Origin of the sequence: Pseudomonas sp. FGI182, assembly GCF_000511325.1 — a bacterium.
Taxonomy (GTDB): Bacteria; Pseudomonadota; Gammaproteobacteria; order Pseudomonadales; family Pseudomonadaceae; genus Aquipseudomonas; species Aquipseudomonas putida_Z.
The window spans coordinates 3,342,332-3,366,656 of sequence record NZ_CP007012.1 but is presented as its reverse complement, the minus strand read 5'-3'; the positions used below and the strand labels follow the sequence as shown (position 1 = coordinate 3,366,656).

24 protein-coding genes are annotated in these 24,325 nt (G+C 59.9%); 18 read left to right on the top strand and 6 right to left on the bottom strand.

Annotation, left to right across the window (positions count from 1 at the left end; genetic code table 11):
• Positions 1–9 precede the first annotated feature (9 nt).
• The 3 genes from C163_RS14840 to C163_RS14830 form a co-directional block, all read right to left on the bottom strand.
• Positions 10–909: a DMT family transporter gene (locus C163_RS14840; RefSeq protein WP_025339493.1), complete on the bottom strand. Its 900-nt coding sequence runs from the start codon at positions 907–909 to the stop codon at positions 10–12.
• Positions 910–933: 24 nt separating this feature from the next.
• Positions 934–2,445, bottom strand: coding sequence for a sensor domain-containing diguanylate cyclase (locus C163_RS14835; RefSeq protein ID WP_025339492.1), 1,512 nt, complete (start codon positions 2,443–2,445; stop codon positions 934–936).
• Positions 2,446–2,605: 160 nt separating this feature from the next.
• Positions 2,606–3,706, bottom strand: coding sequence for an SDR family oxidoreductase (locus tag C163_RS14830; protein WP_025339491.1), 1,101 nt, complete (start codon positions 3,704–3,706; stop codon positions 2,606–2,608).
• Positions 3,707–3,779: 73 nt separating this feature from the next.
• Between C163_RS14830 and C163_RS14825 the strand changes: the two genes are divergently transcribed.
• The 8 genes from C163_RS14825 (at position 3,780) to C163_RS14785 (ending at position 12,000) form a co-directional block, all read left to right on the top strand.
• On the top strand, positions 3,780–4,166 hold the full coding sequence (locus C163_RS14825; RefSeq protein ID WP_025339490.1) for a MerR family transcriptional regulator: 387 nt from the start codon (positions 3,780–3,782) through the stop codon (positions 4,164–4,166).
• A gap of 92 nt (positions 4,167–4,258) precedes the next feature.
• The gene (locus tag C163_RS14820; RefSeq protein ID WP_025339489.1) at positions 4,259–4,783 is read left to right on the top strand and encodes an RNA polymerase sigma factor; all 525 of its coding nucleotides are present in this window, start codon (positions 4,259–4,261) and stop codon (positions 4,781–4,783) included.
• Positions 4,780–5,616, top strand: coding sequence for a FecR family protein (locus tag C163_RS14815; protein WP_025339488.1), 837 nt, complete (start codon positions 4,780–4,782; stop codon positions 5,614–5,616). The genes C163_RS14820 and C163_RS14815 overlap by 4 nt, the downstream gene beginning before the upstream one ends.
• Before the next feature lie 77 nt (positions 5,617–5,693).
• The gene (locus tag C163_RS14810; protein WP_025339487.1) at positions 5,694–8,132 is read left to right on the top strand and encodes a TonB-dependent receptor; all 2,439 of its coding nucleotides are present in this window, start codon (positions 5,694–5,696) and stop codon (positions 8,130–8,132) included.
• 239 nt (positions 8,133–8,371) lie between these two features.
• Positions 8,372–9,358, top strand: coding sequence for a GNAT family N-acetyltransferase (locus C163_RS27145; RefSeq protein WP_218187080.1), 987 nt, complete (start codon positions 8,372–8,374; stop codon positions 9,356–9,358).
• Between the two features lie 136 nt (positions 9,359–9,494).
• Positions 9,495–10,574 carry a DUF3592 domain-containing protein gene (locus C163_RS26525; protein ID WP_025339486.1) on the top strand — a complete coding sequence of 360 codons (1,080 nt, stop codon included), beginning with the start codon at positions 9,495–9,497 and terminating at the stop codon, positions 10,572–10,574.
• A gap of 181 nt (positions 10,575–10,755) precedes the next feature.
• Complete coding sequence (locus C163_RS14790; protein WP_025339485.1) at positions 10,756–11,241, top strand: DUF2165 domain-containing protein; 486 nt, start codon at positions 10,756–10,758, stop codon at positions 11,239–11,241.
• Between the two features lie 42 nt (positions 11,242–11,283).
• Positions 11,284–12,000, top strand: coding sequence for an SDR family oxidoreductase (locus C163_RS14785; protein WP_025339484.1), 717 nt, complete (start codon positions 11,284–11,286; stop codon positions 11,998–12,000).
• A 22-nt stretch (positions 12,001–12,022) separates the two neighbouring features.
• Here the strand turns inward: C163_RS14785 and C163_RS14780 are convergent, their stop codons facing one another.
• Both C163_RS14780 and C163_RS14775 read right to left on the bottom strand, forming a co-directional pair.
• Positions 12,023–13,027: an AraC family transcriptional regulator gene (locus C163_RS14780; RefSeq protein ID WP_025339483.1), complete on the bottom strand. Its 1,005-nt coding sequence runs from the start codon at positions 13,025–13,027 to the stop codon at positions 12,023–12,025.
• A gap of 78 nt (positions 13,028–13,105) precedes the next feature.
• On the bottom strand, positions 13,106–13,888 hold the full coding sequence (locus C163_RS14775) for an SDR family oxidoreductase (protein WP_025339482.1): 783 nt from the start codon (positions 13,886–13,888) through the stop codon (positions 13,106–13,108).
• Positions 13,889–14,139: 251 nt separating this feature from the next.
• Between C163_RS14775 and C163_RS14770 the strand changes: the two genes are divergently transcribed.
• The 5 genes from C163_RS14770 (at position 14,140) to C163_RS14755 (ending at position 19,150) form a co-directional block, all read left to right on the top strand.
• Positions 14,140–14,646: a GNAT family N-acetyltransferase gene (locus C163_RS14770; RefSeq protein WP_025339481.1), complete on the top strand. Its 507-nt coding sequence runs from the start codon at positions 14,140–14,142 to the stop codon at positions 14,644–14,646.
• 361 nt (positions 14,647–15,007) lie between these two features.
• Positions 15,008–15,409, top strand: a complete 402-nt coding sequence (locus C163_RS26520; protein ID WP_081742280.1) for a GFA family protein — start codon at positions 15,008–15,010, stop codon at positions 15,407–15,409.
• Between the two features lie 147 nt (positions 15,410–15,556).
• On the top strand, positions 15,557–16,099 hold the full coding sequence (locus tag C163_RS14765; RefSeq protein WP_025339480.1) for an AAA family ATPase: 543 nt from the start codon (positions 15,557–15,559) through the stop codon (positions 16,097–16,099).
• Between the two features lie 198 nt (positions 16,100–16,297).
• A complete protein-coding gene (locus C163_RS14760) occupies positions 16,298–17,872 on the top strand; it encodes a phospholipase D family protein (protein ID WP_025339479.1) in 1,575 nt (524 codons plus the stop codon).
• A gap of 138 nt (positions 17,873–18,010) precedes the next feature.
• Positions 18,011–19,150: a glutathione-independent formaldehyde dehydrogenase gene (locus tag C163_RS14755; RefSeq protein ID WP_025339478.1), complete on the top strand. Its 1,140-nt coding sequence runs from the start codon at positions 18,011–18,013 to the stop codon at positions 19,148–19,150.
• Between the two features lie 59 nt (positions 19,151–19,209).
• On the opposite strand, the gene C163_RS14750 is transcribed toward C163_RS14755, so the two are convergent.
• Positions 19,210–20,121 carry a LysR family transcriptional regulator gene (locus tag C163_RS14750; protein ID WP_025339477.1) on the bottom strand — a complete coding sequence of 304 codons (912 nt, stop codon included), beginning with the start codon at positions 20,119–20,121 and terminating at the stop codon, positions 19,210–19,212.
• Between the two features lie 93 nt (positions 20,122–20,214).
• On the opposite strand from C163_RS14750, the gene C163_RS14745 reads away from it, so the two are divergent.
• The 5 genes from C163_RS14745 to aroE are packed head-to-tail and all read left to right on the top strand — an operon-like array spanning position 20,215 to position 24,053.
• Positions 20,215–21,162 carry a ketopantoate reductase family protein gene (locus tag C163_RS14745; RefSeq protein ID WP_025339476.1) on the top strand — a complete coding sequence of 316 codons (948 nt, stop codon included), beginning with the start codon at positions 20,215–20,217 and terminating at the stop codon, positions 21,160–21,162.
• A complete protein-coding gene (locus tag C163_RS14740; RefSeq protein ID WP_025339475.1) occupies positions 21,159–21,557 on the top strand; it encodes a VOC family protein in 399 nt (132 codons plus the stop codon). The genes C163_RS14745 and C163_RS14740 overlap by 4 nt, the downstream gene beginning before the upstream one ends.
• A complete protein-coding gene (locus tag C163_RS14735) occupies positions 21,554–22,009 on the top strand; it encodes a MaoC family dehydratase (RefSeq protein ID WP_025339474.1) in 456 nt (151 codons plus the stop codon). The genes C163_RS14740 and C163_RS14735 overlap by 4 nt, the downstream gene beginning before the upstream one ends.
• Positions 22,006–23,238, top strand: coding sequence for a CaiB/BaiF CoA-transferase family protein (locus tag C163_RS14730; protein WP_025339473.1), 1,233 nt, complete (start codon positions 22,006–22,008; stop codon positions 23,236–23,238). Before C163_RS14735 ends, C163_RS14730 begins: the two co-directional genes overlap by 4 nt.
• The gene (aroE, locus tag C163_RS14725) at positions 23,235–24,053 is read left to right on the top strand and encodes a shikimate dehydrogenase (protein ID WP_025339472.1); all 819 of its coding nucleotides are present in this window, start codon (positions 23,235–23,237) and stop codon (positions 24,051–24,053) included. The genes C163_RS14730 and aroE overlap by 4 nt, the downstream gene beginning before the upstream one ends.
• Positions 24,054–24,325 lie beyond the last annotated feature (272 nt).

The following is a 24,325-nucleotide window of genomic DNA, read 5'->3' as shown; positions in this document are numbered from 1 at the left end:
GCACGCGTTTCATGCTTTGGACGGCTGTGGCGCTTTCTTGCCCAGTCGGATCAGCTCATTGGAGAAGCACAGGCCGAAGAGAATCAGCCCGGCCCCCAGGTACAACGTGTCCCGCGGTACTTCATTGAGCACCACGAACGCCAGCAGTGCGGCAAACAGCGGCTCGGTCAGCTCCAGCGCCTGGACTTGCGAGGGTTTCAGGTATTCGATGGCCTTGGTGGTACAGAAGAAGCCGAGGATGGTCGGCAACGCGGCTAGCGCCAGCAGTGCCATGACCGCCACCAGCGACAGCTCGCCAATGTTGAACCCATCGGTTGCAGCCGGCATCAGCAGGTAGAGGCTGCCGAAAAACAATAGTTGCCGGGTGAAATGCAGCCCCCCGGAAACGCCCATGCGCTTCATGGCAACCGAAAATGCGCCATAACCGCAGCCTCCGATCGAAGCGAGCACTGCACCTTGCAGCGTAAAACCTTGTTCCAGGTCGGCGCCAAAAATCACGGCAATGCCAGCTATGGTCAAACCGGCGCCTACTGTCGCATTGGCGGTGATTGGATCCTTGAGGACTATCCGTCCCAGTAATATCGAAGAAATGGAGGCGCTTGCCATCAGGATCACCACGACGCCTGCCGCGGCGTAATGGCTATAGGCCGAAGTCTCAAAGTGGAACAGCACAAAAATGCCGAGAAAGGCGCAAACGGCGGCATGGAACCATTTGGCCGTATGCAGTGGCCGCTTGAGGAACAGTAGCAGTGCTGACAGCAACAGGCAGCCGAGGACTGTTTTTATCAGGGCGATGCTGCTGGAGCTGAATCCACTGTTCATCAATACCTTGCTGAGTACACCGATCGTTGCATTCAGTGCAGCGGCGCAGAGTGCAAAGAGCAAGCCTTTGCTGAAATGAGATTGCATTTATACATTCCTTGTTATTTGGCTTTATGTCTTCGCCCGGTCGACATGCAGGCGATTGCGGCCGGCCTGCTTGGCGATATAGAGCGCCCGGTCGGCGCGCTCAATCAGTGATGGCGCGCTGTCCAGGGCCGTACCATCGGAGCAGGCGATGCCGATACTGGCGGTTATGTGTCCGAATGGGCTGCCGTTGTGAGGGATGGCTTGCAAGGCCAGGCGCTCGAGCATCAGCCTGCCGACGACGGCCGCTCCATCGTTGTCGGTCTCGGGCAGGATTACCGCCATTTCCTCACCCCCGTAGCGTGCCAGCAGGTCGCGAGGGCGTCGAATGCAGGAGGAGAGCAAGGAGGCTATCTGCTGCAGGCAGGCATCGCCCGCCGGATGCCCGTAGGTGTCGTTGTAGGGTTTGAAATGATCGATGTCGATCATCAGCAAAGCCAGCGTGGTGCCATTGCGATGGGCCGTGCGGATTTCCTGAGTCAGCGCTTCGTCAAAGCAGCGCCGGTTGGCAAGCCCCGTGAGCGCATCGTGCATCGCCAGGCTCTCGAGCTGCTGGTTGCTGTCGAGTAGCCGTTGCTGGGTCAGTCGAAGCTCGCTTTCGACCGCATTTCGCCGGCTCATGGCGCGAATCAACAGCCAGCCAATGGCCCCGGTCAGTGCCAGCAGCACAGCGACCACCAGCGTTGACAGCAGCGCTTCGAGCCGCCAGGCCGAGAGTGCCTCCTGCTTGCCCAGCGCGACCGTTGTCACCAAAGGTAGCTTGTCGCTCTTGCGAAACGCATAGAGGCGCTCCACGCCGTCCAGGCTGGAGGTGAACGATGCAGTGCCTGCTGACTGGTCGACGAGATACTTGGTAAAGATGGGCGACTTCGAAAAGTTGCGCCCCATGTCCTGTTCCCGAAACGGGTAGCGCACCAGCATGGAACCGTCGGTATAGGCCAGCCCGATGGCACCCTCATGGCCGACATCGAGTTTGCCGAATAGCTGTAGGAAGTTCTCCACGCCAAGCGTCATGGCGACAACGCCGGCGAATTCGCCATGGTCATCGTTGAACCGTCGGCTGATGGTGATCACCCATTCCTGGTTGACGCGGCTACGGATTGGCAGGCCGATGAAAGGGTCGCGGGACGGGTCGTCACGATGGTGTATGAAAAAGGCGCGGTCGCTGCTGTTGGCACCGACGGGGGTCGGCTGGTTGGACGACATCAGCCAGCGTCCGTCCCAGGCGTAGATCATGATGCCGCTCATTGGCGGCATCAATGGTTGCTGGCGCTTGACCAGTTGATCCAGCCGCTCGATCTGCGCAGGCCCGGCGCCCTCGGTTTCCAGGCGCTCGACCAGCCCGAGCAGCAGCATCGAGCTCTGCCGGACGATACCCTCCGAATAGGTGGACAGTGCCTGGGTCAGGTTCAGGCCATGGACATTGACGTCTTCCAGGGCGCGCTCGCGAGAAGCCATGACCTTCCACAGCGTTAACGATGCGAGAGAGCAACCGATGACCGATAGCAGTAGCACAACGAGGTGGATGTCACGCTTCACGTCAATTCACACGCCTTTTTCCCTAAAGACCAAGTTGAGCGTCGACACGCTTTAACTAACCAGACGGTCAGGAAGTAACCATCCGGTTCATGCGCAATAATATAACACCGAAGTTGCTGGAGTGTTCGACAGAATTACGCGCTCTGTCAGAACCCGTTTGTTATCTTCCGTCAGGTTTTGCAGAAGTGTGAACATGACGAGAGGGCAAGTAACCCTGGACGTAGCGCACGGTCTTTTCCAAAGTTCGCGCCATGTCGGGATGTGCCAACTGATACTTTCGTTCCAGTTGCTGGCTGTCACTCATGTCGAAGCGCTGCGTCTGGATGAAGTTCAGTGACTCGGCGCTGATCGACAATCGGGTGGCCAGGCCGGGAATCGCCAATAGCCACTTCAGCAACCCTATGGGTACATGGCGGCGGGGGGCCTTTATATCCAGCGTTTGTGCCAATTGCTCGAGCATACCCTGCAGGTTCGGGGTGTGCTCATACAGCGCCAGGACCTGCCGGTTGGCCATCGACGGGTCGAACGCCACGCAGGTCATCATCTTTACCAGGTAATCGACGCTGACCAATGGCAACCAGTGCCTGGCGGAGCCGGGGACAGCCTTGAACCGGCCCAGTGCCAGATTTCGAATGAGGTCGGCCAGAGGTTGCCCTTCAGGGATATGCCCGCTCTCGCTATGGCCACACACCGTAGCAGGATGAACGATCGTGTAATCCGCGCCTGCCTCCTGCATGTAGCGGATGACTGCAAAATGGGACTCCAGCTTGCTGCCTTCGTAGCCACCCACACGACCGTAGACTGCGGGCCAATTGGTGTTTTCAGGGCGCTCGTGATCAACCCCGATACTTGAAAGATGAGTAAGGTTCTGCAGCATATAGCCGCCCACCATCAGCAAGCGGATACGCTGGCTCGCCGCGAGCCTGGCGACTCTCAGCGCACCTTGTACATTGACTGCGCGGGCCTGCTCCATTGTCAGGCCCCAGGTAAATTGCGCCGCGAGGTGGAAGATCACAGCGACTGAAGCTACGCATTGCCTGCCTGTTTCGCTGAGTCCAAGCCCATCCCTGCTGATGTCTCCTTCAACTGCATTTATATATGCAGGGTTACCTCCCAGTTGGCCTACCTGCTCTTTGAGGCGTTCAATATTTTCAGGGTTGCGCATGAGCACCCAGGTCTTGTGCCCTGTCGCAGTAAGACGGGCCAATAAGTGTTGGCCGACAAACCCACTGCCGCCGGTGACGAAGCATTCCACGCTCATATCTGAATCCTTGTCTGGATGATCAGCGCAGGCTAAGGTGTAGAGCGTACTCTACAGTCAAGGAATTTTTACTGTGAATGTTGGAGAGTTGGAGCGCCGGAGTGGCGTCGGCCGCCATACATTGCGCTATTACGAGCAACTCGGGCTTATCGTGGCCCATCGCCAAGCCAACAACTACCGTAGCTACAGCGACCAGACCGTTGTTGATCTGGCCTTTATTCAAAGTGCCCAGAGCGGCGGTTTTTCGCTCGCCGAGATCGGCGCCATCCTTGCGGCCAAGCGGGGTAATACGATCGATTGCGCGCAGGGCGCGATGTTGGTAGCCAGCAAGATGGCCGACATTCAAGCGAAGATCACCACGCTGCAAGCCGCCTATGTCCTTCTGGACGCGGAGCGTGCAAAGCTTGAAGCCAGTGCCATTGCCAACGGGCTGACCATTCCTGACCTTCCTGCGATTTAGCATGGCTCGACGCCGTAGCTTGTTTATTCGCAATTATTTCTCATTTACACTTGTGTCTTGTTTCGGGGCCTACCTCTTATTCAGGATGCATCGTGTCGTTCGATCCCGCCAAACCGACGCTGCTGTCTACATTGGTACGTCACTATGACGATCTGGTGGACCACATTCGCCGACGCTTCGGCGACAGAAGCATGGCGCGCGATGTAGTGCATGACGTGTGCGTGCAGTTGCTTGAGCGCGGTGAGAAAGACGACGTCCGAACCCCACTGGCCTTGCTACGAAAAATCTCCCATGACACCGCTGTGAGTCGCTATCGTAGCGATCGCCGCCGAGGCGCCTGGGTAGAGGCTATCTCCGAGCTGCCTGAGGTGGCCTGCCCGGCAGCCACCCCGATGACCAGGTATGACAGCGAGCGCGAGTTTCAACTGCTCGTCGACGCTATCACAGACCTCCCACCTCGCTGTCAGGCTGTTTTCGTCATGCACAAGATTCACGAAATCCCCCAGGCAGAAGTAGCCGCTCGCCTCGGTATCTCCATCAAGACAGTGGAAAAGCACCTGCGCCTGGGGTTGGCGGCGTGCAGGCAACGGCTTGGGCGCGATGAGGTGCATCCATGACCAAGCAGCCCGATCAGGCGCCACTGGACGAGGCCCTGGGGCGACATCGTGAAGAGCTCAAGCAGCGGTTCCCCATGCCGCCGTCCAGGCCTGCGCCCTCGAAAGCGGTAAAGTCGGCAGGTATCACGCTGGCGCTTGCGATCGCCTTTGCAGCCCTGGCGTGGCTTAACCCTTCCTACAAGAGCGAGCGTTTCGCTACCGCCATTGGTGAGCGGCGCGCTGTGCTGCTGGGCGATGGAAGCAAGCTGCTGCTCGACAGTGGCACGCATGTCGATATCAGTTGGCGTCTGCTCAGCCGCGAAGTCGACCTGCGCGCAGGGCAGGCGCTTTTCGATGTGTCCTCGGCCGTGTACCGCCCCTTCGTGGTGTCCGCTGGCCTGGCGAAAGTCGAGGTGCTCGGTACGCTGTTCAATGTTCGCCGCCTGGATAACGACGCGGTGCGTGTGTCCTTGGCCCGTGGGCGCGTGGACGTCACCGCGGCGGCTGCAGCACAAGCGCCTGTCACCCTCAGGCCAGGGCAACAGGTCGACTCGATTGGCGGGCAACTGATGCCGGTTGCGAAAGCCGACGCCTCCAGGGCGATGGCATGGAAAGATGATCGCATCGTGTTCGAGCAGACGCCGCTGGATGAAGCGGTGTCGTTGCTGCGTCTCTATCGCAAGGCCCCCATCGAGCTGAGCGACCCAAGCCTGGCCGCACTCAAGGTGACAGGGGTGTTCGAGGCGCACAATGTCGACCTGCTACTGGATCTGCTGCCAAGCATCCTGCCCGTCGCCGTGCTGCAACAAGGGGATGGCAGCGTCCGGATTCAACCCAAATCGACAAGAAAATAATTCTCAGGCGCAGGTAGGGTTTCTCGATCCCCATGGCGGCTACTGAAAAAGCCCAACCATAAGAAGGAACTCGAGAAGTGCATTTCCCCCTCTGCAGTCGCCAACTACGCTTGTCATTGCTCGCCAGTAGCCTGCTCATCGCAATGTCGGCCCAGGGCCGGGAAAAGGTGAACGTCGATCTCCCCGCCGCGCCGCTGGGCGAGGCCATCAATGCGCTCGCACAGCAGTCTTCGGTGCAGATCATCTTTGCCAGCGATCTCGGTGCAGGCCGAAACGCGCCTGCGGTGAAAGGGCGGTTCACACCTGAGGAAGCACTTCAAACGCTGCTCAAGGACAGTGGCTTGCAGGTACAGGCCAAGGATGAGCGCACGTTCGTCATCGTCGCGCAGGGTGCCCCTGCATCCAGCCCCGCAACCCAAAGCGTGCCCGTGGAAATGGCGCAGATGGAAATCACCGCCTCGCGCACCAGCAGCAGCCTGGTTTCCGCAACGCGGCAATCCACCGTTCTGGAGCATGAACAACTGCAGGAGCTGCGCCAGGGTTCAGAGAGCCTGGCCACGGTACTCGCCAAGGCGATTCCGGGCATGTCCGACTCCAGCCGCACCGTCACCGAGTATGGCCAGACCCTGCGCGGGCGCAGCATGCTGGTCATGGTCGACGGGGTGCCGCTCAATACCAATCGCGACTCTTCGCGCAACCTGGCCAACATCGACCCGGCACTGATCGAACGGGTCGAAGTCATCCGCGGCAGCAGCGCCATCTACGGCAGCGGCGCCACGGGGGGCATCATCTCCATCACCACACGGCCTGCTGGTGGCGAAAACCGTGCCGAAACCAGCCTGAGCGCCACCTCGCCACTCACCCGCCTGGGCAGCGATGGCCTGGGGGGCCAGTTCCAGCAGTATTTCGCAGGCTCTCAGGGCGCGGTGGACTACTCGTTCGACTTCGGTACCCGCCACATTGGTGCCTCGTACGATGCGCATGGCGACCGGATCGCCCCGGAGCCCAGTCAAGGCGACCTGTTCGATTCGAACATCTACAACATTGGCGGCAAGCTGGGGCTGCACATCGACGAGAACCAGCGAATCCAGCTTGCAGTCAGCCACTACGACGCCCGCCAGGACACTGACTACGCTACAGACCCAAGCGTCGCGAAACTCCCCGCAGGCTCTGTGCCGGCCAATGCCATCAAGGGCCTGGACCTCGACGAGCAGAACCGTATTCGCAACACCCTGGTGAACCTGGAGTACGAGAATCTCGACATTCTCGGAAGCCGGCTTTCTGCCCAGATGTACTACCGGGACTACTTCACCCGCTTCACCCCGTTCGACGCCCGAGCCGTTGCCACCCGCGGCGGCAACATCGACCAGATCATGCAGAACAGTGAAGTCTTCGGCAGCCGCCTGACCCTGCGCACGCCACTTAGCGACAGCGGCAGTACCGAGCTGGTGTGGGGTGGCGACTATAACCAGGAGCGCAGCGACATGCCGCTCGACGTCTTCGACCCGGCGGCTTATGACGCCAGTGGCGGCCTGGTATTCGACAAGACCGGCAAGCTCACCTACATGCCCCCGCTGAGGACGCGAAGCGCCGGTGCGTTCGCCCAGCTGCAGCATCGCTTCGACGAGCATTGGTCTATCGACGGCGGCCTGCGCTACGAATACTCCACCGCCGAGTTCGATGACTTCGTTCCGTTGTCTGAATCCACGGCTGCTTCCCCGGTGGCGGTGAAGGGTGGCGACATTCATTACGATGCGGTTCTGTCGAACCTGGGCATCGTCTACTCACCGGTACTCGGCCAGGAAATCTACGCCTCCTTCAGCCAGGGCTTCCAATTGCCCGATGTGGGCATTCAGCTGCGCAATGCGCGCCGTGGTTTCGACATCGACGCATCGAATCTGGAACCGGTCAAGACCAACAACTACGAGCTTGGCTGGCGAGGAGAGCTGGGCAGCAACACCCTCGGCACCTTGGCGCTGTTCTACACCACCTCCAAGCTGGGGGATGTGCAAAGTTTCAACAATGGCCTGATTCTGACCCGCACCAAGGAGCGCATCTACGGCGCTGAAGCAAGTGCCGATTGGCTATCGGACGATGCGGTGTGGGGCGCAGGGGGGAGTGCGACCTGGATGCGCGGGCGAGAAAAACCGGACGGCAAAGGCTGGCAAGACATGACCGGCTATCGCGTTCCGCCGCTGAAGCTGACCGCCTATGTGCAATACAAGCCGACCCTGGATTGGAGCAACCGCTTGCAAGCCACGTTCTTCGACGCCAAGGACTACAGGCTCGATGGCGTGGACAGCTTTGGTCGACATCAGGTGAGCAGCTATACGACAGTCGACCTGGTCAGCCAGTACCAGATCTCCGCTGACGACAAGGTGAGCGTTGGCATCCAGAACCTGTTCAACCGCGACTACTACCCGCTCTACAGCCAGTTGCTGCGCAATAACAACAACACCAGCCACTTGCCGGCACCCGGCACTGTGTTGACTGCCAGCTATACGCACAATTGGTAAGGTGCTGAGCAATCACCGGGCCGGTATCGAGCCCGGTGGTCATTTACATGTTTCGCTCTACCAGGCATGAGGAAGGTGGAGCGGGCTATCTATATTGGGCAGATAGCGCTCAGTGCCAATGCTGTCGGCCTGGGGACAGTGTCCGGACAGTTTGCGTTGCTGCTGTACAGGTAAAGCCTGCGGGCTACCCACTGAAAGCGGCAGTTGATCGTTGCATGGCGAATCAAAGGAGAGCGCACATGGACTTGCTCATTACCGCGGCAGCCCCTGAGGACCTGGCAGGCATCGCGGCCGTGACGGTGAAGGCCTGGCAGACAACGTTTCAGGGCATTCTGCCGGATGCATTTCTGGCCGGGTTGACCATCGAGGCTCAGCAACAACGGCATCAGGCCCTGTTCGCCGTCAGTGGAGTGAGCTACCACGTGGCCAAGGTAGCGGGCGAGATCGTCGGCTTCTGCTCGGGGGGGCCGAACCGAAGCCCGGCGTTCGCGGAGGCTAACGAGCTCTATGGTCTTTATCTGCTGCCGCATTGGCAAGGACAGGGCGTTGGGCGCCAGCTGCTGCTGGCCGTGGCGATGCAGCTGCAAGCGCCGGGCCGGCAAGGTTTGCTCGCCTGGGTGCTGACGGATAACCCGAGTCGGTACTTCTACCGACGCTGCGGTGGCCGGGAGGCGTCTGTACGGTCCATTGAACTGGCAGGGCAATCATGGCCGCTGACTGGCTATCGTTGGTCGTCTGCCCCTCCAGCCGATACCCGAGTGTTCAATCCAGACCATTACCTTGAAACGCTCGGTGGGCGCGTGTTCAGCCAATCGCGCAACGCCGACGCTTGGCGGCTCACCCTGCTGGCGCTGGAGGCTGCGCTAACGCGCAGTGGCCCGAAAGCGCGATTGCTGTTGGTCGTCGGCATGCAAGCTGCGGGGAAAACCACCTGGATCGAGCAGCATCGTGGGGCAGGGGATGATAACGGTTGCCTGTATTTCGATGCAGCACTGCCGCGGCAGGTGCATCGTGCGCCAATCCTGGCGTTGGCCGCGCGCATTGGCGTGCCGGTCTCGGCGGTCTGGGTTCGTGCCTCGGTGGAGCAGGCGCTGGCACGCAATGCGTTACGCCGCGCGGATCATCAAGTGCCGCGGGAGAGTATCGAGGCAGTTGCGGCTGCATTCGAGCCGCCTTGCAGGTCAGAGGGGTTTGTCGAGGTTATCGAATCAAAGTCGCGGTGGTAAGCGGCAGAGCTTGGCCAAGAGCGGAAGTGCGGGAAGTAGCATTGCATACGAGTATTCATGGACTAACCTCAGGGGGACTTGCTGCAAAGGTGTCATCTTCCGACCGGCCGCCATTTGACGTTGGTCAAGGAGCCTTATGAAGACCTTTTTGCTAAGGGCGGTCCTGTTCGTTGTTTTATTTATCTTTGCCTTGCTCTGCCTGCTCGCGTCTCTTAATTTATACAAGGAAGTAGATGAGACGAAGACTTGGTGGAAATTGAACGCCACTGTCGCTACTGCCTCCATTTCCGAGGAGGTGCACAGTAAGGGTACGACCTATTGCGCTCTGGTAAATGTGACCTTCGAGTTGGACGGACAGCAATATACGTATCCTCTCGAAACATCAAATCGGCCCTGCAGGAGCAGCCTGGAGTCGGTTGAAAGATCAATTGCAACATTCAGGGAGGGAAAAGTGATCGAGGTTCTTGTCGATCCAGCAAAGCCGGGCAGGGTCAAGCCTGGGTCTCTCTCACTAGGTGGAGCCTTCTACCTTGTCACCGTCTTGGGCGCGCTAGCCTCTATTGGGGCTGTCGCTATTCTGAGGTCTTCTGTCAGGAGCTCTGTCAGGAGCTCTGTCAGGAAACCTGCCAGGAAACCGGTCAGGTTGACTCAATCAGAAAGCGTTTCACAATCAGCCTTGAGCAAGAAAGAGGTTCAGAAAAAAGTTCGCGAATTACTCGACGCCAACATTGCAAAGTCGGAAGTGTTCTCGCAACTCTCAGGGCAAGGTGTGAAAGACAGTCAACTTGCCTACTTTATCGCTTCGTATGCAGATCCAGTTCGCTGTGACGAGCATGATCGCAAGGTCAACATTCTCATTACAATCATGCTTGTTCAGGCTTTGATTGGATTTATTCTGGGAATGACTCAAGGCGCCGGGATCGGGCCAGCGGCCAAATGGATTGTGAGTATCTCAATGATCTTGATCCCCTTGCTGTGGGTCTGGGGTTTCTACAACCATCGCGTCGTTGCCTACAACGCGTATATACTCCTTGCGCTACCCCAATTCCCAAAGACACTTGCTGGGTTTTCATCCAATCCGGCAACAACCACTGTCTCATTGGTTATCAGTATTGTTATGCTGGCTTTTGTCTGGTACGTCAGAGGAAAAATCTTTCCGGACTTCGCCTTCGTCACCCCCAGGAAAGTCAAAGGCAAGTACTTCTTTACGGACTGACCCGTCATGCTGACGGAACTGTCCGAGTGGCGGTCCGAGTCTGTGAGTTCAATGTTCAGTGGCTCGATGACCTCGACCGGTTATTCGGATCCCGACGGTATTGACCTCAGGTTAAGTTTAGGTTCTAGAGTGTCGTCCGGACTCTCGCTGCTTCCGGAAACGAACTCACAAAGGACCAGGAATGGACACTCCGACCTCACTGCTGATTTTCCAGATCACCTGCTGCATCGGCTTGAGCCTGTGGCTGAGTATCAGCCTGATCAACAACCTGCATGCCTTTGCCAGTTCGGCTGGGGCGATCGGGGCGACCATGTCGATGGCGCCGCTGGCCCAACCGCCCGCAATCAGCCTCCCACTGCTGGGGCGAGCGATGACCTCTCCCTCCCTCCATCGCCTGGCCCTGTCGATCATCGTGCTGATACAGGCAGCCGCCGCCCTCACGGCCTGGGTCGGGTGCTATGAACTGGTGCTTGGCGCCGGCCTGGAGGCTTCACTGCCCTGGTTGAACCTGGCCTTGAGCGCAACGCTCGGGTTCCTGCTCGCCATGCTGCTGGGCGGGATATGGTTCGGCTACTGGATCCGTCAGGAAGGGTTGCAACTGACCCATCTGCTGCTGATGGTCTGGGTCCTGCTGCACTTCGTCGTACTCAATGTCCGGTGGAGTTGATCGGTCGATGGATACTTGCAGGATGCCAGGAAGGAGCACCAGATGAAGACGATGATCGTAGGTGCCAGCAGAGGGTTGGGCCGTGCCTTGCTCGAAGGGCTCGGCAAGCCAGGGGACACGCTGATCGGCGTATCCCGCAAACAGCCGGTCGACCTGGCCCTTGCCTCGGGCATCGATCTGCACTGGATCGATGCCGACCTTGCCAAGCCAACGGCGGCTGTAGCACAGATCGCGGATCGAACACCTGCCGATCTGGATGTCCTGATCTGCAACGTGGGCATTTGGGAAGAACACGCCTTCAGCGAGCACTACGCATTCCTCGACGACAGCGACGAATCGATCACCAGGCTGGTCGAGGTGAACATCACCGCCACGCTGCTTCTGCTCAAGCGGCTGGTGCCAAAGTTGCTAGGTGCGCCCCGACCGCAGTTGATCCTCACCGGTTCGACCTCGGCCCTTCGCCAGAGCGGGCGCCCGGAGGTGGCATTCGGCGCCTCCAAGTTCGCCCTCAACGGCATGGCTGATGCGCTACGCGAAGGCTTCAGGGATGACAACCTGGCGGTGACCGTGCTTCACCTGGGTTACCTGAATACCGACGACTCCCTGAGCACGCCATTGGCGCAAGCCGCAGCACGAGGCGAACGGCGCCAGGTACCGGTGCATGATGTGGTCACCATGGTCGACGCGCTGTTGCGCTTGTCCGAGGCTTCGTTCGTAAGGGAGCTGATCTTGCCGGCGATCGGCGATGAGCGCTTCTGACGCCAAAGCTGCCATTCAGCACTCACGTTTGGTGGCTGTGCTGCCTCCGGTACTCGCCCGGTGTCATGCCTGTCCAGACTTTGAAGGCGCGCAGGAAAGAATTGGCATCCATGAACCCGATCAGGAACGCAATTTCTCCTGGGGACAGGGTTGAGCGAGACAGGTAATGGCAAGCCAGGCCCTGGCGCGTGTCATTGAGTATCTCCTGATAGTTCAGCGCCTCGTCTGCAAGATGACGCTGGAGTGAGCGCTTGCTCATCGCCAGACGACTGGAGACATCATGGATGCTGCTCCGCCCGCTCGGCAGCATATCGAGCAGCGCGCTGTGTACTCGTTCTTGGGTTGTGGCGCCGGCTTCGAGCTTTGAAAGCCGCGTCCGGAGTTCAGGCTCGAAGAATTGCCACATGGCAACGTTCTCGGTAAGGAAAGGGCGCGCAGCATCTTCTTTGGCGAAGCGAATACGATTGCAGTTGCCTTGTCGCAAGCTACATCCCAGGAACTCTTCGCACGGTTTTGCTGGTTCGGGCAGCGCAACCACCTCTGCCTCCAGCGGGGTGATCGTTTGCCTTGTGGCGAGGCGCGCCAGGTGGGTAAGGAAAACCAGTTCCATCGCAAGGAGGCTGCGCGGGAGCGGACGGTCGTATCCATAGCACTCGATAAAAACCTCGGTGTAAGCGTCGTGGAAGACCACATCCAGTGCCAAGGGACCACACAGACGCTTGTACTCGGCAAGTCGGGTGAGCGCTACGTTGAAGTCCGGGCTGCACAGGCAAGCAAAAAGAGCCGGATCGAAGGCTTCGACTGAAACGGCACCACCGAGTCGCAGTGGTAGATGCGACTCTCCGACCAGCTGCTCAAGGCTTTCGAAAAGTCGAAAATACTCAGGTGGCGAGAGCACGGAGTCCTTGCGGCTGAATAGATCAGCCGGTAGCTCGGCCAAGGCCAGCAGGTCCCCAGGCGCTACTCCCAAATCAGCAATGATCACCTTCCACCCAGCATGCACGGCGAAGTTCTTGGCTTGTTTCATTATCGAGGCATCTCTTTGCAACGCATTGCCTTGGCACGCAAGTCAGCAAGGCGAACGGGTAGGGCTTCTCTGGCCTTCTCAGGATGCCTTTTCCATTGCCTTGCGGGACATCCTGAGCACCAGTTTGCGAGGCAACAGCGGAACAATCCAGTCGAGCATGAGGCGCAACTTGCCTTCATTGAACGCAACCAGTTCACCGCGCTCCATGGCCTGGTAACCGCATTGCGCCACGGATTGTGCCGTCCTGGCATTGTTCCAGGCATCCACACCCTGCAGATCACCTGCGGCGACGAAACCTGTTGCGACCGCGCCCGGGCACAGCGCAGTGGCGGTTACACCGTATTCCCGGGTTTCCTCGGCGATAGCCTGGGTGAAGGATGTCACGAATGCCTTCGTGGCGTAGTAAACCGCCTGCAGGGGGCCTGGTATGAACGAGGCGGTCGACGAGACGTTGAGAATACGCCCGCGTCGACGCAACACCATCGCCTTCAGATAATGATGGGTCAGAGCGGTAAGCGCGGTCATGTTCACTTGCATCATGGCTAGATCGGCAGCGATGTCGCGTTCGACGAACTTCCCGTGGCCACCGAACCCGGCGTTGTTGATCAGAACGTCGATGGACAACCCCAATGCTTCGGTGGCAGCGAATACCCGATCTGCTGCGCCAGGATCGGCCAGGTCTTCCACGATTACATACACTTTCACGCCGTATCGAGTCTGAAGTTCGTGCTTGATGGACTCCAGCTTGTCACGCGAGCGCGCTACCAGGACGACATCGCCACGCTTGGCCGCATGGAGGCGTGCCAGTTCCAGTCCGATGCCACCCGAGGCGCCAGTGATCAATGCGGTGTCGGTAACCATGTTTTCTCCTTGCTTGGTGCAATACGTTTGGGCAAGGAGATGCTACGGTACGGGTTTGGGGATGGCACTAGCGCAAGATGCCATGGCTGATTCCGATTGCGCCAAGCTGTGGTTCGCGCAACGCGAGCCAAGCGTTATCCATTACTTGATAGCGACTGCTTTCTAGCCGAAGCAGACATCAGATGTAGCCGCAGTCGAGCCGCAGCTGGCATGCTTGTTGATCGCTAGCGGGAAGACGCAGGGAGTCTACGATGGAACGGTCTTGCATTACTTATTACCTGGAAATGACCTCGGCTTCCGAGCTGCAGGAAAAACCACAGCGTCACGACCTTCAGATCATCGAATGTGAAGTGCCTCAGGCGGAATTCAATCGGTTTCTCTACAAGCTGGTAGGAACGCCCTGGGAGTGGGGCGATCTTGATAGCTGGAGCAGTTCCGAATGGCAGGCACTCGTTGAACAGGAGTGCCACCGTACCTGGGTTGCCTATCACCGCGGCGCGATAGCCGGCTATTACGAGCTTTATCGCCCCGATGGCTGTAACTGCGAAATCCGCTACTTCGGGTTGGCACCGCAGTTTCTAGGGTGCGGCTTCGGCGGGGCACTCTTGAGTCACGCTGTTCGATCTGCGTGGGAATGGCAAGGTACAGAGCGGGTGTGGGTACACACATGCACGTTCGACCATCCTGCCGCGCTTGGAAATTATCAGGCGCGCGGATTTCGTGTTTTCAAGCAGGAGGAGACGCAGCCAAGCCAATGAGCGGCGACGCCAGACTGCGAAAGCTCGCCATGGAAGAAGGCGACCGTTCACGAGTGGCCGTTTTCGACCCAAAGCGAACACTGATCCAAAGCTCTGTAGTCAGTGCAGGCCTCATCGCCGGCAAGCCGGCTCCCACAGGAATATCACCAGCCTTCAGGCATGCGCTGTACTTGTGGGAGCCGCGCGTGCCGGCGATGGGCCGCGAAGCGGCCCCGATTACAGATGTCCGCTTCGGGTCGAAAGCGGCCCTAATCGGCAGACCTCTTTCGACCCATAGCAGCCATTTACCGAGAGCGAATTACAACCTGTCGACCAATGCAGCCAAGACAGTTACGCTCGCGTCATTTGCACGGAAGCGTCAATGAAAAAGACTTACCTAGGTAGCTGCTTGTGCTCAGCAGTAAGTTTCGAACTAGCCACTGCGCCAAAGGCAATTACTCACTGCCATTGCAGCCAGTGCCGCAAAGGTCACGGGGCTGCATTCGCATCCTACGGAAGCGTCCCGCGTAGCGACCTGCGAGTACTACGTGGCGCCGATAGCATCAGGACGTATGCGTCTTCACCGACAGTAATGCGCGAATTTTGTCTGGCGTGCGGTTCGACTTTATTCTGGTCACGTTCTCAAGGTGAATATGCCGGCTGGATATCCATAGCGCTAGGAACACTTGATACCCCCTTCGAGCCGAAGCAGCAGAGACATGTGCATGTCGACTCCGCTGCGCCTTGGTACACTCAGGCCAGCATTCGGATCCAGCTCGGCTGACCGACACAGGTTGATACCCGCTATCAACAGGAGCAGCCGATTTGCAACGGACGCCAAGAGCATAAGTGCGCTTGCAGTTGACCTCGTCGTCCATTGCCGTACAATCGCGCGCCCGAAATTCCGCAGGGATGGCCAGAGGGAGCTTAAATGCAACGGATGATGATCATTGGTCAGCCAGGGTCTGGGAAAAGTACCCTGGCGCGCAAGCTCGGCGAACGCACAGGCTTGCCGGTCGTGCATATCGACACGATTCACTGGCAGCCAGGGTGGGTCGAGCGGAGTCGGGACGAGAAGACGCGTCTTTGTCATGAGGTCGAGGCCCGTGAGCGCTGGATCTTCGAAGGTGGGCATTCGACCACATGGAACAACCGGCTGGCCCGGGCTGACATGTTGATTTGGATTGATCGCTCGGCACCGCTTCGATTCTGGCGCGTGCTCCTTAGAACAATGCTGAACCGCGGTCGATCCCGACCTGACTTGCCGGACAACTGTCCGGAATTGCTGGGCAACCTGCCGGAGTTCTTGAGGTTCATGTGGCGGACGAAAACCTCGTCGCGGGAGGCGATGAAGCGATTCGTGGTAACGGCCCCTTCGAGCTGTCGCGTTGTCTGCCTGCGGACTAATCGGGATACCGATATTTTTCTCGCGAGTATGGGCACGCAGCCTGATCAGGTTATGCAAGGTCCTTAGATGCTGGATCGCGACTGATTGGCGGCAGGCGCCCTCGGTGAAGGCACCGCGGTCAGCAGGAGATGAACTACGCTTCTGTAACAACACCGCAGATCGAAGAAACATTGCACAAGGTCGATACGGCCGGATGCTGGTGATAAGGGACTGGCCATTCTTCGGGACCCGGCACCCTCATCGCCATCACCCGGGGTAGCCTCCGTGACAATCAAACAGCCCCTTACTGCTCTGCTGTTACTCGCCCTGCTGTCTGGTGGTTGTACAACGCCCACTGTCTCTCACGAACCCAGTCAGGCCTTGCCTGCGAACGATTCGGCGTTCGGTCGTTCTATCCAGGCCCAGGCAGCCCCCCATCGGGGCCAGTCGGGTTTTCGCTTGTTCTCCGATAGTGCCGAGGCTTTCGCCGCACGCGCCGAGCTGATTCGCAATGCTCAAAGCAGCATCGACTTGCAGTACTACATCGTCCACGACGGCATCAGTACTCGGATACTGGTGCGCGAGCTGCTCATCGCCGCCGACCGTGGCGTGCGCGTCAGGATCTTGCTCGATGACACCACCAGCGATGACCTGGAGCGAATTATCGCGACACTGGCAGCGCATCCGCATATACAGATCCGCGTGTTCAATCCACTGCACCTGGGCCGCAGTACCGTCGTGACGCGTACCATGGGCCGGCTGTTCAACCTGGCCAGGCAGCACCGGCGCATGCACAACAAATTGTGGGTGGTGGACAACAGTGCGGCCATCGTCGGCGGGCGCAATCTGGGGGACGAGTATTTCGATGCCGAGCCCAACAGGAATTTCACCGACATCGACATGCTCGGCGTCGGGCCGGTTGCAGAACAATTGGGACATAGTTTCGACCAGTACTGGAACAGTGCCCTGAGCAAGCCCATCGAACAGTTCATCTCGACCAGGCCGACGACCGGGGACCTGAAAAACCTCCGGACTCGGCTGGACGAGTCCCTGGAGAAAGTACGCCAACAGAATCATGCGCTCTATCAACAACTGATGAGCTATACCACCCAGCCACGCCTGAATGACTGGCGCAGGGAGTTGATCTGGGCCTGGAACAAAGCGATGTGGGATGCACCGAGCAAGGTCTTGTCGAGTGGCGAGCCAGCCCCGTACTTGTTGTTGGCCACCCAATTGGCACCCGAGCTCAATGGGGTATCCAAGGAGCTGATCCTTGTCTCGGCGTACATGGTGCCCGGCCAACCAGGGGTGGTGTACCTGACCCGTCGTGCCGACGCTGGCGTGTCGATCAGCTTGCTGACCAACTCACTGGAAGCCACCGATGTACCCGCCGCGCACGGTGCTTACGCGCCTTATCGCAAAACCTTGCTGGAGCATGGTGTGCAGTTGTTCGAATTACGCAGCCAATCCGGTGACAATGGCGACAGCGACAGTGGGCTGGGCCTGTTTCAAGGTGGATCCTCCAATAGCTCCGAATCCAGCCTGCATAGCAAGGCGATGATATTCGACCAGCAGAAAGCGTTTATCGGCTCGTTCAATTTCGACTCGCGCTCCTTGTTGTGGAATACCGAAGTCGGCGTGTTGGTCGATGACCCTGAGCTTGCTGGACGGGTGCGCGAACTGGCTCTGGAGGGGATGGCACCGGCTCTCAGTTATCACACCCGGCTGGAAAAGAATCAGCTGGTATGGGTCACCGAAGACGATGGCAAGCAACATACATTGACCAAGGAACCGGGGAGTTGGTGGCGACACTTCAATTCCTGGCTCAGCAGCGCGATCGGGCTGGAGAAAATGCTATAGCGTGGTTAGATCCAAGGCGCGACGATGATTAGCGCCACTGATCTGCTATTCACGTACAGCACTGAACACCTGAGGTAAATCCATTACCCCAACAGGGTAGGGCGCTTTTCCATCGCCCCTGACTTCTGGGAGTTCAGCATGAAAGCAATCGTATACAACGCACCGCGCGACGTCGCCGTCAAGAATGTTGCCGATGCAAGGATCGAGAAACCTACCGATGCGCTGGTGCGCATCACCACCACCAACATCTGCGGGTCCGACCTTCACATGTATGAGGGGCGCACATCGTTCGAAGCCGGGCGTGTGTTCGGCCATGAGAACCTCGGTGAGGTGATCGAGGTGGGGGCAGGGGTGGACCGCGTCAAAGTCGGTGACTGGGTCAGCCTGCCGTTCAACATCGGCTGCGGGTTCTGCGAAAACTGCGAAAAAGGCCTGACAGGGTTCTGCCTCACTGCCAACCCGGGTGCTGCCGGGGCCGCATATGGTTTTGCCGACATGGGTCCCTACCAAGGTGGCCAGGCCGAGCTGTTGCGTGTGCCATACGCTGATTTCAACTGCCTGGTGCTGCCGGAGGACGCCCAGGAACGTGAAGATGACTACGTCATGCTTTCGGATATTTTCCCCACTGGCTGGCATGCGACAGAGCTGGCCGGCCTGCAGCCGGGCGAGAGCATTGCGATTTATGGAGCGGGCCCTGTCGGGTTGATGGCGGCCTATTCGGCAATCATCAAAGGTGCCTCCGAGGTGTTCGTGATCGACAACCAGCCGGATCGTTTGAGGCTGGCCGCGCAGCTTGGGGCAACCCCCATCAACGCGGTCGAGCAGAAGGCTGTGGACGAGATCATGAACCTGACCCACGGCAAAGGCACCGACCGGGGATGCGAATGCGTGGGTTACCAGTGCTGCGACAAGCATGGCCATGAAGCGAACTACCTCACGATGAACAACCTGGTTGCCTCCACCAAGGCTACCGGTGGCATAGGCGTCGTGGGTGTGTTCGTGCCAGAGGATCCGGGTGCGAAGAACGACCTGGCGAAGCAGGGCAAGATGGCCTTCGATTTCGGGGCGTTCTGGTTCAAGGGCCAATTCATCCGCACAGGCCAGGCGAACGTGAAGGCCTACAATCGCCGCCTGGCGCAGCTCATTCATCATGGGCGTGCCAAGCCTTCCCAGATAATTTCCCATCGTTTGACGCTTGCTGAAGGCCCCGATGCCTACAAGCACTTTGATGCGCGGGATGATGGCTGGACGAAGGTGGTGCTCAAGCCTGCTGCCTGACTCGCACCCCGATGCTTCCAGGCAAGGAAGCTCGGCGAGGGAGGCGTTCGTCTGGTGTGCTAACTGGCACCTGCTTGAAACAAGCCCCGAACCACCTCCCTCATCCAGCGATTCCCGCTGTCTTGCTGGTAGCGCGCGTGCCAATGCTGCTTGACCGTGAAGCCCTCCACTGCAAACGGGCAATCGTGCACCTGCAGACCATGCATGTCTGCAAGTGTCTGCCCGATGTGCCGTGGCAGCGTTGCCACCAGGTCGGTCGACCCGACAATCATCCCCAACCCTAGAAATGCCGGCAGCTCCAGCATGATCCTGCGTTCGATGCCGGCCCGCGCCAAACCAGCCTCCAGTAACTTTTGCCCGGTCCCGGCACTGATCTGTACATGCCCCTCGCCCTGGTAGCGCGCCACGCTCATGCCTTGGCCCAAACGAGGGTGTTGTGGGTTGCTCAGGCAGACCCAGTCCTGTTCGAACAACACTTGCTGATACATCCCCGCACCCAGCCAAGGCACAAAGCCGATGGCCAGGTCCGCCTCGCCGGACTCCAGCGCGCTTTCGGTATTGCCATCTATGCGCGCCGCCTCCAGGCGAATACCCGGCGCATGGGTACGCAGGTGGTTGAGGATGCTGGGCAGCAGGGTGATATGGCTGGCATCGCTGACGCACAGGCGAAAGCGACGCTGGGCCGCGGCCGGAACGAATTGCGGCTCCCAGGTAGTCAGGCGCCGCAGCGATTCCAGCACCTCGCGGCATGGCCCGATCAACTGGTCTGCCCGCGGGGTAGGGGCCATGCCCCCGGGGGTGCGCACGAACAGCGGGTCGTTCAGTTCTTCACGCAAGCGCCCCAACCAGATACTCACGGTAGGTTGACTCTGGCCGAGCTGTTCAGCGCTACGGGTCACGCTACGGCATTGGTAAAGCACATCGAACAGCTGCAGCAGCTTGGGATCAGGCAAGGCATCGAGCGTGCTCATTATTGCGAAACTCAATAAGTATATTGAGACCATTGTATAGTCGAAATAAGCCTCGCTGCATAAGGTGGTCGCAAACCACAGGAGGTCAGCGATGTGAAAATCTGCATTCTGGGCGCCGGCGCCCTGGGTTGCGCCATTGGTGCGGCCTTGAGCGAGGCGGGGCACGAAACCTGGCTGTTGAATCGTGGCCAGGCGCATGTCGAGGCGATGAATTTGCGCGGGCTGCGGGTGCAGGATGAACGCGGCGAGCGGCAGGTCCGGGTGAAGGCGGCTTGCGACGCGGCAACCGTGGGCGTGGCCGACCTGGTAGTGGTGCTGGTCAAGTCGTTCCACACCAGCGAGGCGATTGCCGGTGCCAAGGCGCTGATCGGGCCGCAGACGCTGGTGCTATCGCTGCAGAACGGTCTTGGCCACGAAGACATCCTGGCCGAGGCCGTGGGGCGTGAGCGGGTATTGGCCGGCAAGACCTACGTCGGTGGCGTGCTGCTGGCGCCGGGTTCGATCCGTGCCGGCGTGGCAGGCAAACACACCTTCATCGGCGAGCTCGACGGCCAACGGACCTCGCGTGTGCAGGCCATCGCCGAGGCTTTCAATGGCGCCGGGCTCGCCACCACGGTCAGCGACAACATTCTCGGCACCATGTGGGACAAGCTGCTGGTCAACGTCGCGACAGGCGCGCTCAGCGGCATCACCATGCTCAGTTATGGCCAGCTGTACAGCGAGCCGCTGCTGGAAAGCACCGCCAAGGCAGCGGTCAGCGAAGCCATCGCCGTCGCCGAGCGGGCCGGCATCCGCCTGAGCCTCACCAGCCCGGACGCTGCGTGGTGCCTGGCAGCTGAAGGCCTGCCGGCAAGCTTCCGTACCTCGATGCTGCAGAGCCTGGAAAAGGGCTCGGTCACCGAGATCGATTTCATCAACGGCTCCGTCGTGCGCTGGGGCCAGCGCCACGGCGTGGCTACGCCGGTCAACGCGACCCTGGTTGCCTGCATCAAGGGTATCGAGCGCGCCATGGCCGATCAGCAGAAGGGAAGTAATCCATGAGCCAGCCGAAAGCCTACCTTGAACACGTTGCGTTCTGGGTGCGGGACATCCAGTGGCACATCCGCTTTTTCAGCGAGGTGTGCGGCATGACCATGCGCGAGATGCAGGGTGACGCCGAGCAGCCTGCGCAGTACTGGACCCTTGGTGGCCTGCAGTTCATCCACCAGCCGGACTTTGCCGGCCCGGAAGGGCGCATGGCACACCTGGGCATCATGTGCGAGGACCTCGAAGCCGCGTTGGCCGCCGCACAGCGTTTCGGCGTCAGCGAAATGCCTCAGGGCCGCAACTGGCTGCGCCTGCCTGACGGCCTGGCGGTCGAGTTCATTCAGGCATTGCCGGCGAAATGCGTCGCCCAGGCACTGGCCATCGATCCACGTGCAGAGGTGGTGGCATGAGCGTGGTGGAAAAATACTGGGACGATGCCTGCGAAGGCGATGAATGCATCAGCCCCACCTACAACGTTACCCGCGAACGCATCCTGGCCTACGCCGAACTCACCGGCGACCACACCCCGGTGCATGTCGACGAGGCGTACGCCAACGCGAGCCACTTCGGCTGCCTGGTTGCCCATGGCCTGTTCGGCCTGTCGATCGCCGACGGCCTGAAGACCCAGTGCGAATACCGCTTTGTACCGGGCATGTCGCTGGGCTGGACCTGGGACTTCGTGCTGCCAATCAAGGTCGACGATGTGCTGCACGTGCGCATGCGCGTGGGGGCGATGCGCCCGAGCAACAGCCGACCGGGCTGGGGCATCGTGGTCTTGCCGTCGGAGCTGATCAACCAGCATGGCGAAGTCGTGCAGCGTGGCGAGCACCGGCTGATGGTGCCGAGGAGAGTGCAGGCATGAGCCAGGCATTGCCATTGGCGGGTATTCGCGTCATCGACTATAGCCACTTCCTGGCCGGGCCCTATGTGGGCCGTTGCCTGGCAGCACTGGGCGCCGAGGTGATCAAGGTCGAACGGCCGGGCAGCGGCGATGCCGGCCGCCAGCACGCGTTTACCCTTGATGAACAGCAGAGCGGTTACTTCCTGCAGCTGAACATGGGCAAGCAGGGCGTCAGCGTGAACATGAAGGACCCGCGTGGCAAAGCATTCATGCAGCGCCTTACCGACTCGGCCGATGTGTTCATCGAAAACTATCGCCCCGGCGCCCTGGACAAGCTGGGCCTGGGCTATGCCGAGCTGTCAGCGCGCAACCCGCGTCTGGTGTACTGCTCCATCTCCGCCTACGGCCATACCGGCCCGGATGCCCACCGCGCCGGCTTCGGGCTGATCGCCGAGGCCAAGAGCGGGATCATGCAGATGGTCGGCGTGCCGGGCGAAGCGCCGCCGTTGCTGCGCATTTCCCTGGGTGACATGTACACCGGTATCCATGCCGTGGCGGCGATCAATGCGGCGCTGTTGGGCCGGGTGAGCAGTGGTCGTGGCCAGCACATCGACATGGCCCTGTACGACACGCTGGTGTCGATGCATGAATACGCGGTGCAGTGCTATACCTTGTCCGATGGCACCGTCCTGCCCGAGCAGACCGGCCATGACATGCCCACCTCCACCCTGTACGGCGTGTTTCGTGCGGCTGATGGCGACCTGGTAATCGCCGCCCAGGTCGACGACGCCTGGAAGCGCTTTGCCGCGATGCTCGAAGCCAACGGTGGCCCGCCCGGGTTCGGCAGCGACAGCCGCTACCACAGACTCAATGGCCGCAACGCCCACCGCCAGGCGATCCTGGCCGTGGTGCGTGACTGGGTTGGTGCGCGCCGGGTAGCCGATATCCTGCAATTGCTCGATGACATCGACATCCCCAGCGCCAAGGTGCAGCGCATAGACGAGGTCGTGGCTGACCCGCAGATCCAGGCGCGCAACATGGTCATCGAGCAGCAGCACCCGCGCTACGGTACCTTGCGCCTGCCCAACCTGCCGTTCCGCTTTTCCGAGTGCGACACCACGATCCACCAAGTGGCCCCGGACCTCGGTCAGCACAATGCCGAAGTGGCCGCCGGCCTAGGTTTCAGCCCTGAAGAAATCACCGCCATGCAGGCAGACGGTGTGCTGTTCACCCATGGAGATGCACGATGAGCGACCGCTATGCAGTGATCGGCCGACCGATCAACCACACCAAGTCCCCGTTGATTCATGGCCTGTTCGCCCAGGCCAGTGGCCAGTGCCTGGAGTACGGCGCCATCGAGGGCGAGCTAGAGGGCTTCGAGGCCCAGGTGCTGAACTTTCGCAACGATGGCGGGTTGGGCATGAACATCACCGCGCCGTTCAAGCTGCGCGCCTTCGAGCTGGCTGACCAACGCAGCGAGCGCGCACAGCTGGCGCGGGCGGCCAATGCATTGAAGTTCGAAAATGGCCGTATCTTTGCCGAGAACTTCGACGGCATCGGCTTGCTGCGGGATATCGAGGAAAACCTCGGTGAACCACTGGCCAATCGGCGGGTACTGTTGCTCGGCGCCGGAGGCGCGGTGCGTGGTGCATTGCTGCCGTTTCTGCAGGCGGGGCCAAGCGAGCTGGTGCTTGCCAACCGTGACATGGCCAAGGCGCTCAGCCTGCGCAACGAACTGGACCACCCAAGGCTGCGCATCAGCCGTTATGAGGAGCTAGAGGGACAGTCCTTCGACATCGTGGTCAATGCCACTTCCGCGAGCCTCACCGGCGAGCTGCCGCCGCTACCTGAAGGCGTGCTGGGCGAGACGCGGCTGGCTTACGAGCTGGCGTATGGCAAAGGCCTGACGCCTTTCCTGCACATGGCCCAGGCGCAGGGTGTGGCGCGCCTGGCCGACGGTGTCGGCATGCTGGTCGAGCAGGCGGCGGAGGCTTTCGCCTGGTGGCGCGGGGTGCGGCCTGAAACCCGTGCCGTGATCGATCGCCTGACCATTCCACTGGAGTAGGATCCCGCTCCTATGGAACTCCACATAACTCCTTGATTTAGCAGGGACCCTGTGGGAGCGGGTTTACCCTAGTGCCAGTCAGCTGAGCGATTTGGGGCCGCTTTGCGGCCCATCGCCGGCAAGCCGGGCTCCCACAGGTACGGCGCAGACCTCAAGATTTTCGCGGTCCCTGTGGGAGCCCGGCTTGCCGGCGATGAGGCTGCGCAGCAGCCCCAAAAGCTACGGGCCTGTTGATTTTGCACAGTTTCAGTTTAATGTAGAGGTACAGACAT

Bases quoted from the DNA above. Each gene is read 5' to 3' on its own strand.
- C163_RS14840 (WP_025339493.1), bottom strand. From the start codon at position 909: ATGCAATCTCATTTCAGCAAAGGCTTGCTCTTTGCACTCTGCGCCGCT.
- C163_RS14830 (WP_025339491.1), bottom strand. From the start codon at position 3,706: ATGAGCGTGGAATGCTTCGTCACCGGCGGCAGTGGGTTTGTCGGCCAA.
- C163_RS14815 (WP_025339488.1), top strand. From the start codon at position 4,780: ATGACCAAGCAGCCCGATCAGGCGCCACTGGACGAGGCCCTGGGGCGA.
- C163_RS27145 (WP_218187080.1), top strand. From the start codon at position 8,372: ATGGACTTGCTCATTACCGCGGCAGCCCCTGAGGACCTGGCAGGCATC.
- C163_RS26525 (WP_025339486.1), top strand. From the start codon at position 9,495: ATGAAGACCTTTTTGCTAAGGGCGGTCCTGTTCGTTGTTTTATTTATC.
- C163_RS14790 (WP_025339485.1), top strand. From the start codon at position 10,756: ATGGACACTCCGACCTCACTGCTGATTTTCCAGATCACCTGCTGCATC.
- C163_RS14785 (WP_025339484.1), top strand. From the start codon at position 11,284: ATGAAGACGATGATCGTAGGTGCCAGCAGAGGGTTGGGCCGTGCCTTG.
- C163_RS14780 (WP_025339483.1), bottom strand. From the start codon at position 13,027: ATGAAACAAGCCAAGAACTTCGCCGTGCATGCTGGGTGGAAGGTGATC.
- C163_RS14775 (WP_025339482.1), bottom strand. From the start codon at position 13,888: ATGGTTACCGACACCGCATTGATCACTGGCGCCTCGGGTGGCATCGGA.
- C163_RS14770 (WP_025339481.1), top strand. From the start codon at position 14,140: ATGGAACGGTCTTGCATTACTTATTACCTGGAAATGACCTCGGCTTCC.
- C163_RS26520 (WP_081742280.1), top strand. From the start codon at position 15,008: ATGAAAAAGACTTACCTAGGTAGCTGCTTGTGCTCAGCAGTAAGTTTC.
- C163_RS14765 (WP_025339480.1), top strand. From the start codon at position 15,557: ATGCAACGGATGATGATCATTGGTCAGCCAGGGTCTGGGAAAAGTACC.
- C163_RS14755 (WP_025339478.1), top strand. From the start codon at position 18,011: ATGAAAGCAATCGTATACAACGCACCGCGCGACGTCGCCGTCAAGAAT.
- C163_RS14750 (WP_025339477.1), bottom strand. From the start codon at position 20,121: ATGAGCACGCTCGATGCCTTGCCTGATCCCAAGCTGCTGCAGCTGTTC.
- C163_RS14740 (WP_025339475.1), top strand. From the start codon at position 21,159: ATGAGCCAGCCGAAAGCCTACCTTGAACACGTTGCGTTCTGGGTGCGG.
- C163_RS14735 (WP_025339474.1), top strand. From the start codon at position 21,554: ATGAGCGTGGTGGAAAAATACTGGGACGATGCCTGCGAAGGCGATGAA.
- C163_RS14730 (WP_025339473.1), top strand. From the start codon at position 22,006: ATGAGCCAGGCATTGCCATTGGCGGGTATTCGCGTCATCGACTATAGC.
- aroE (WP_025339472.1), top strand. From the start codon at position 23,235: ATGAGCGACCGCTATGCAGTGATCGGCCGACCGATCAACCACACCAAG.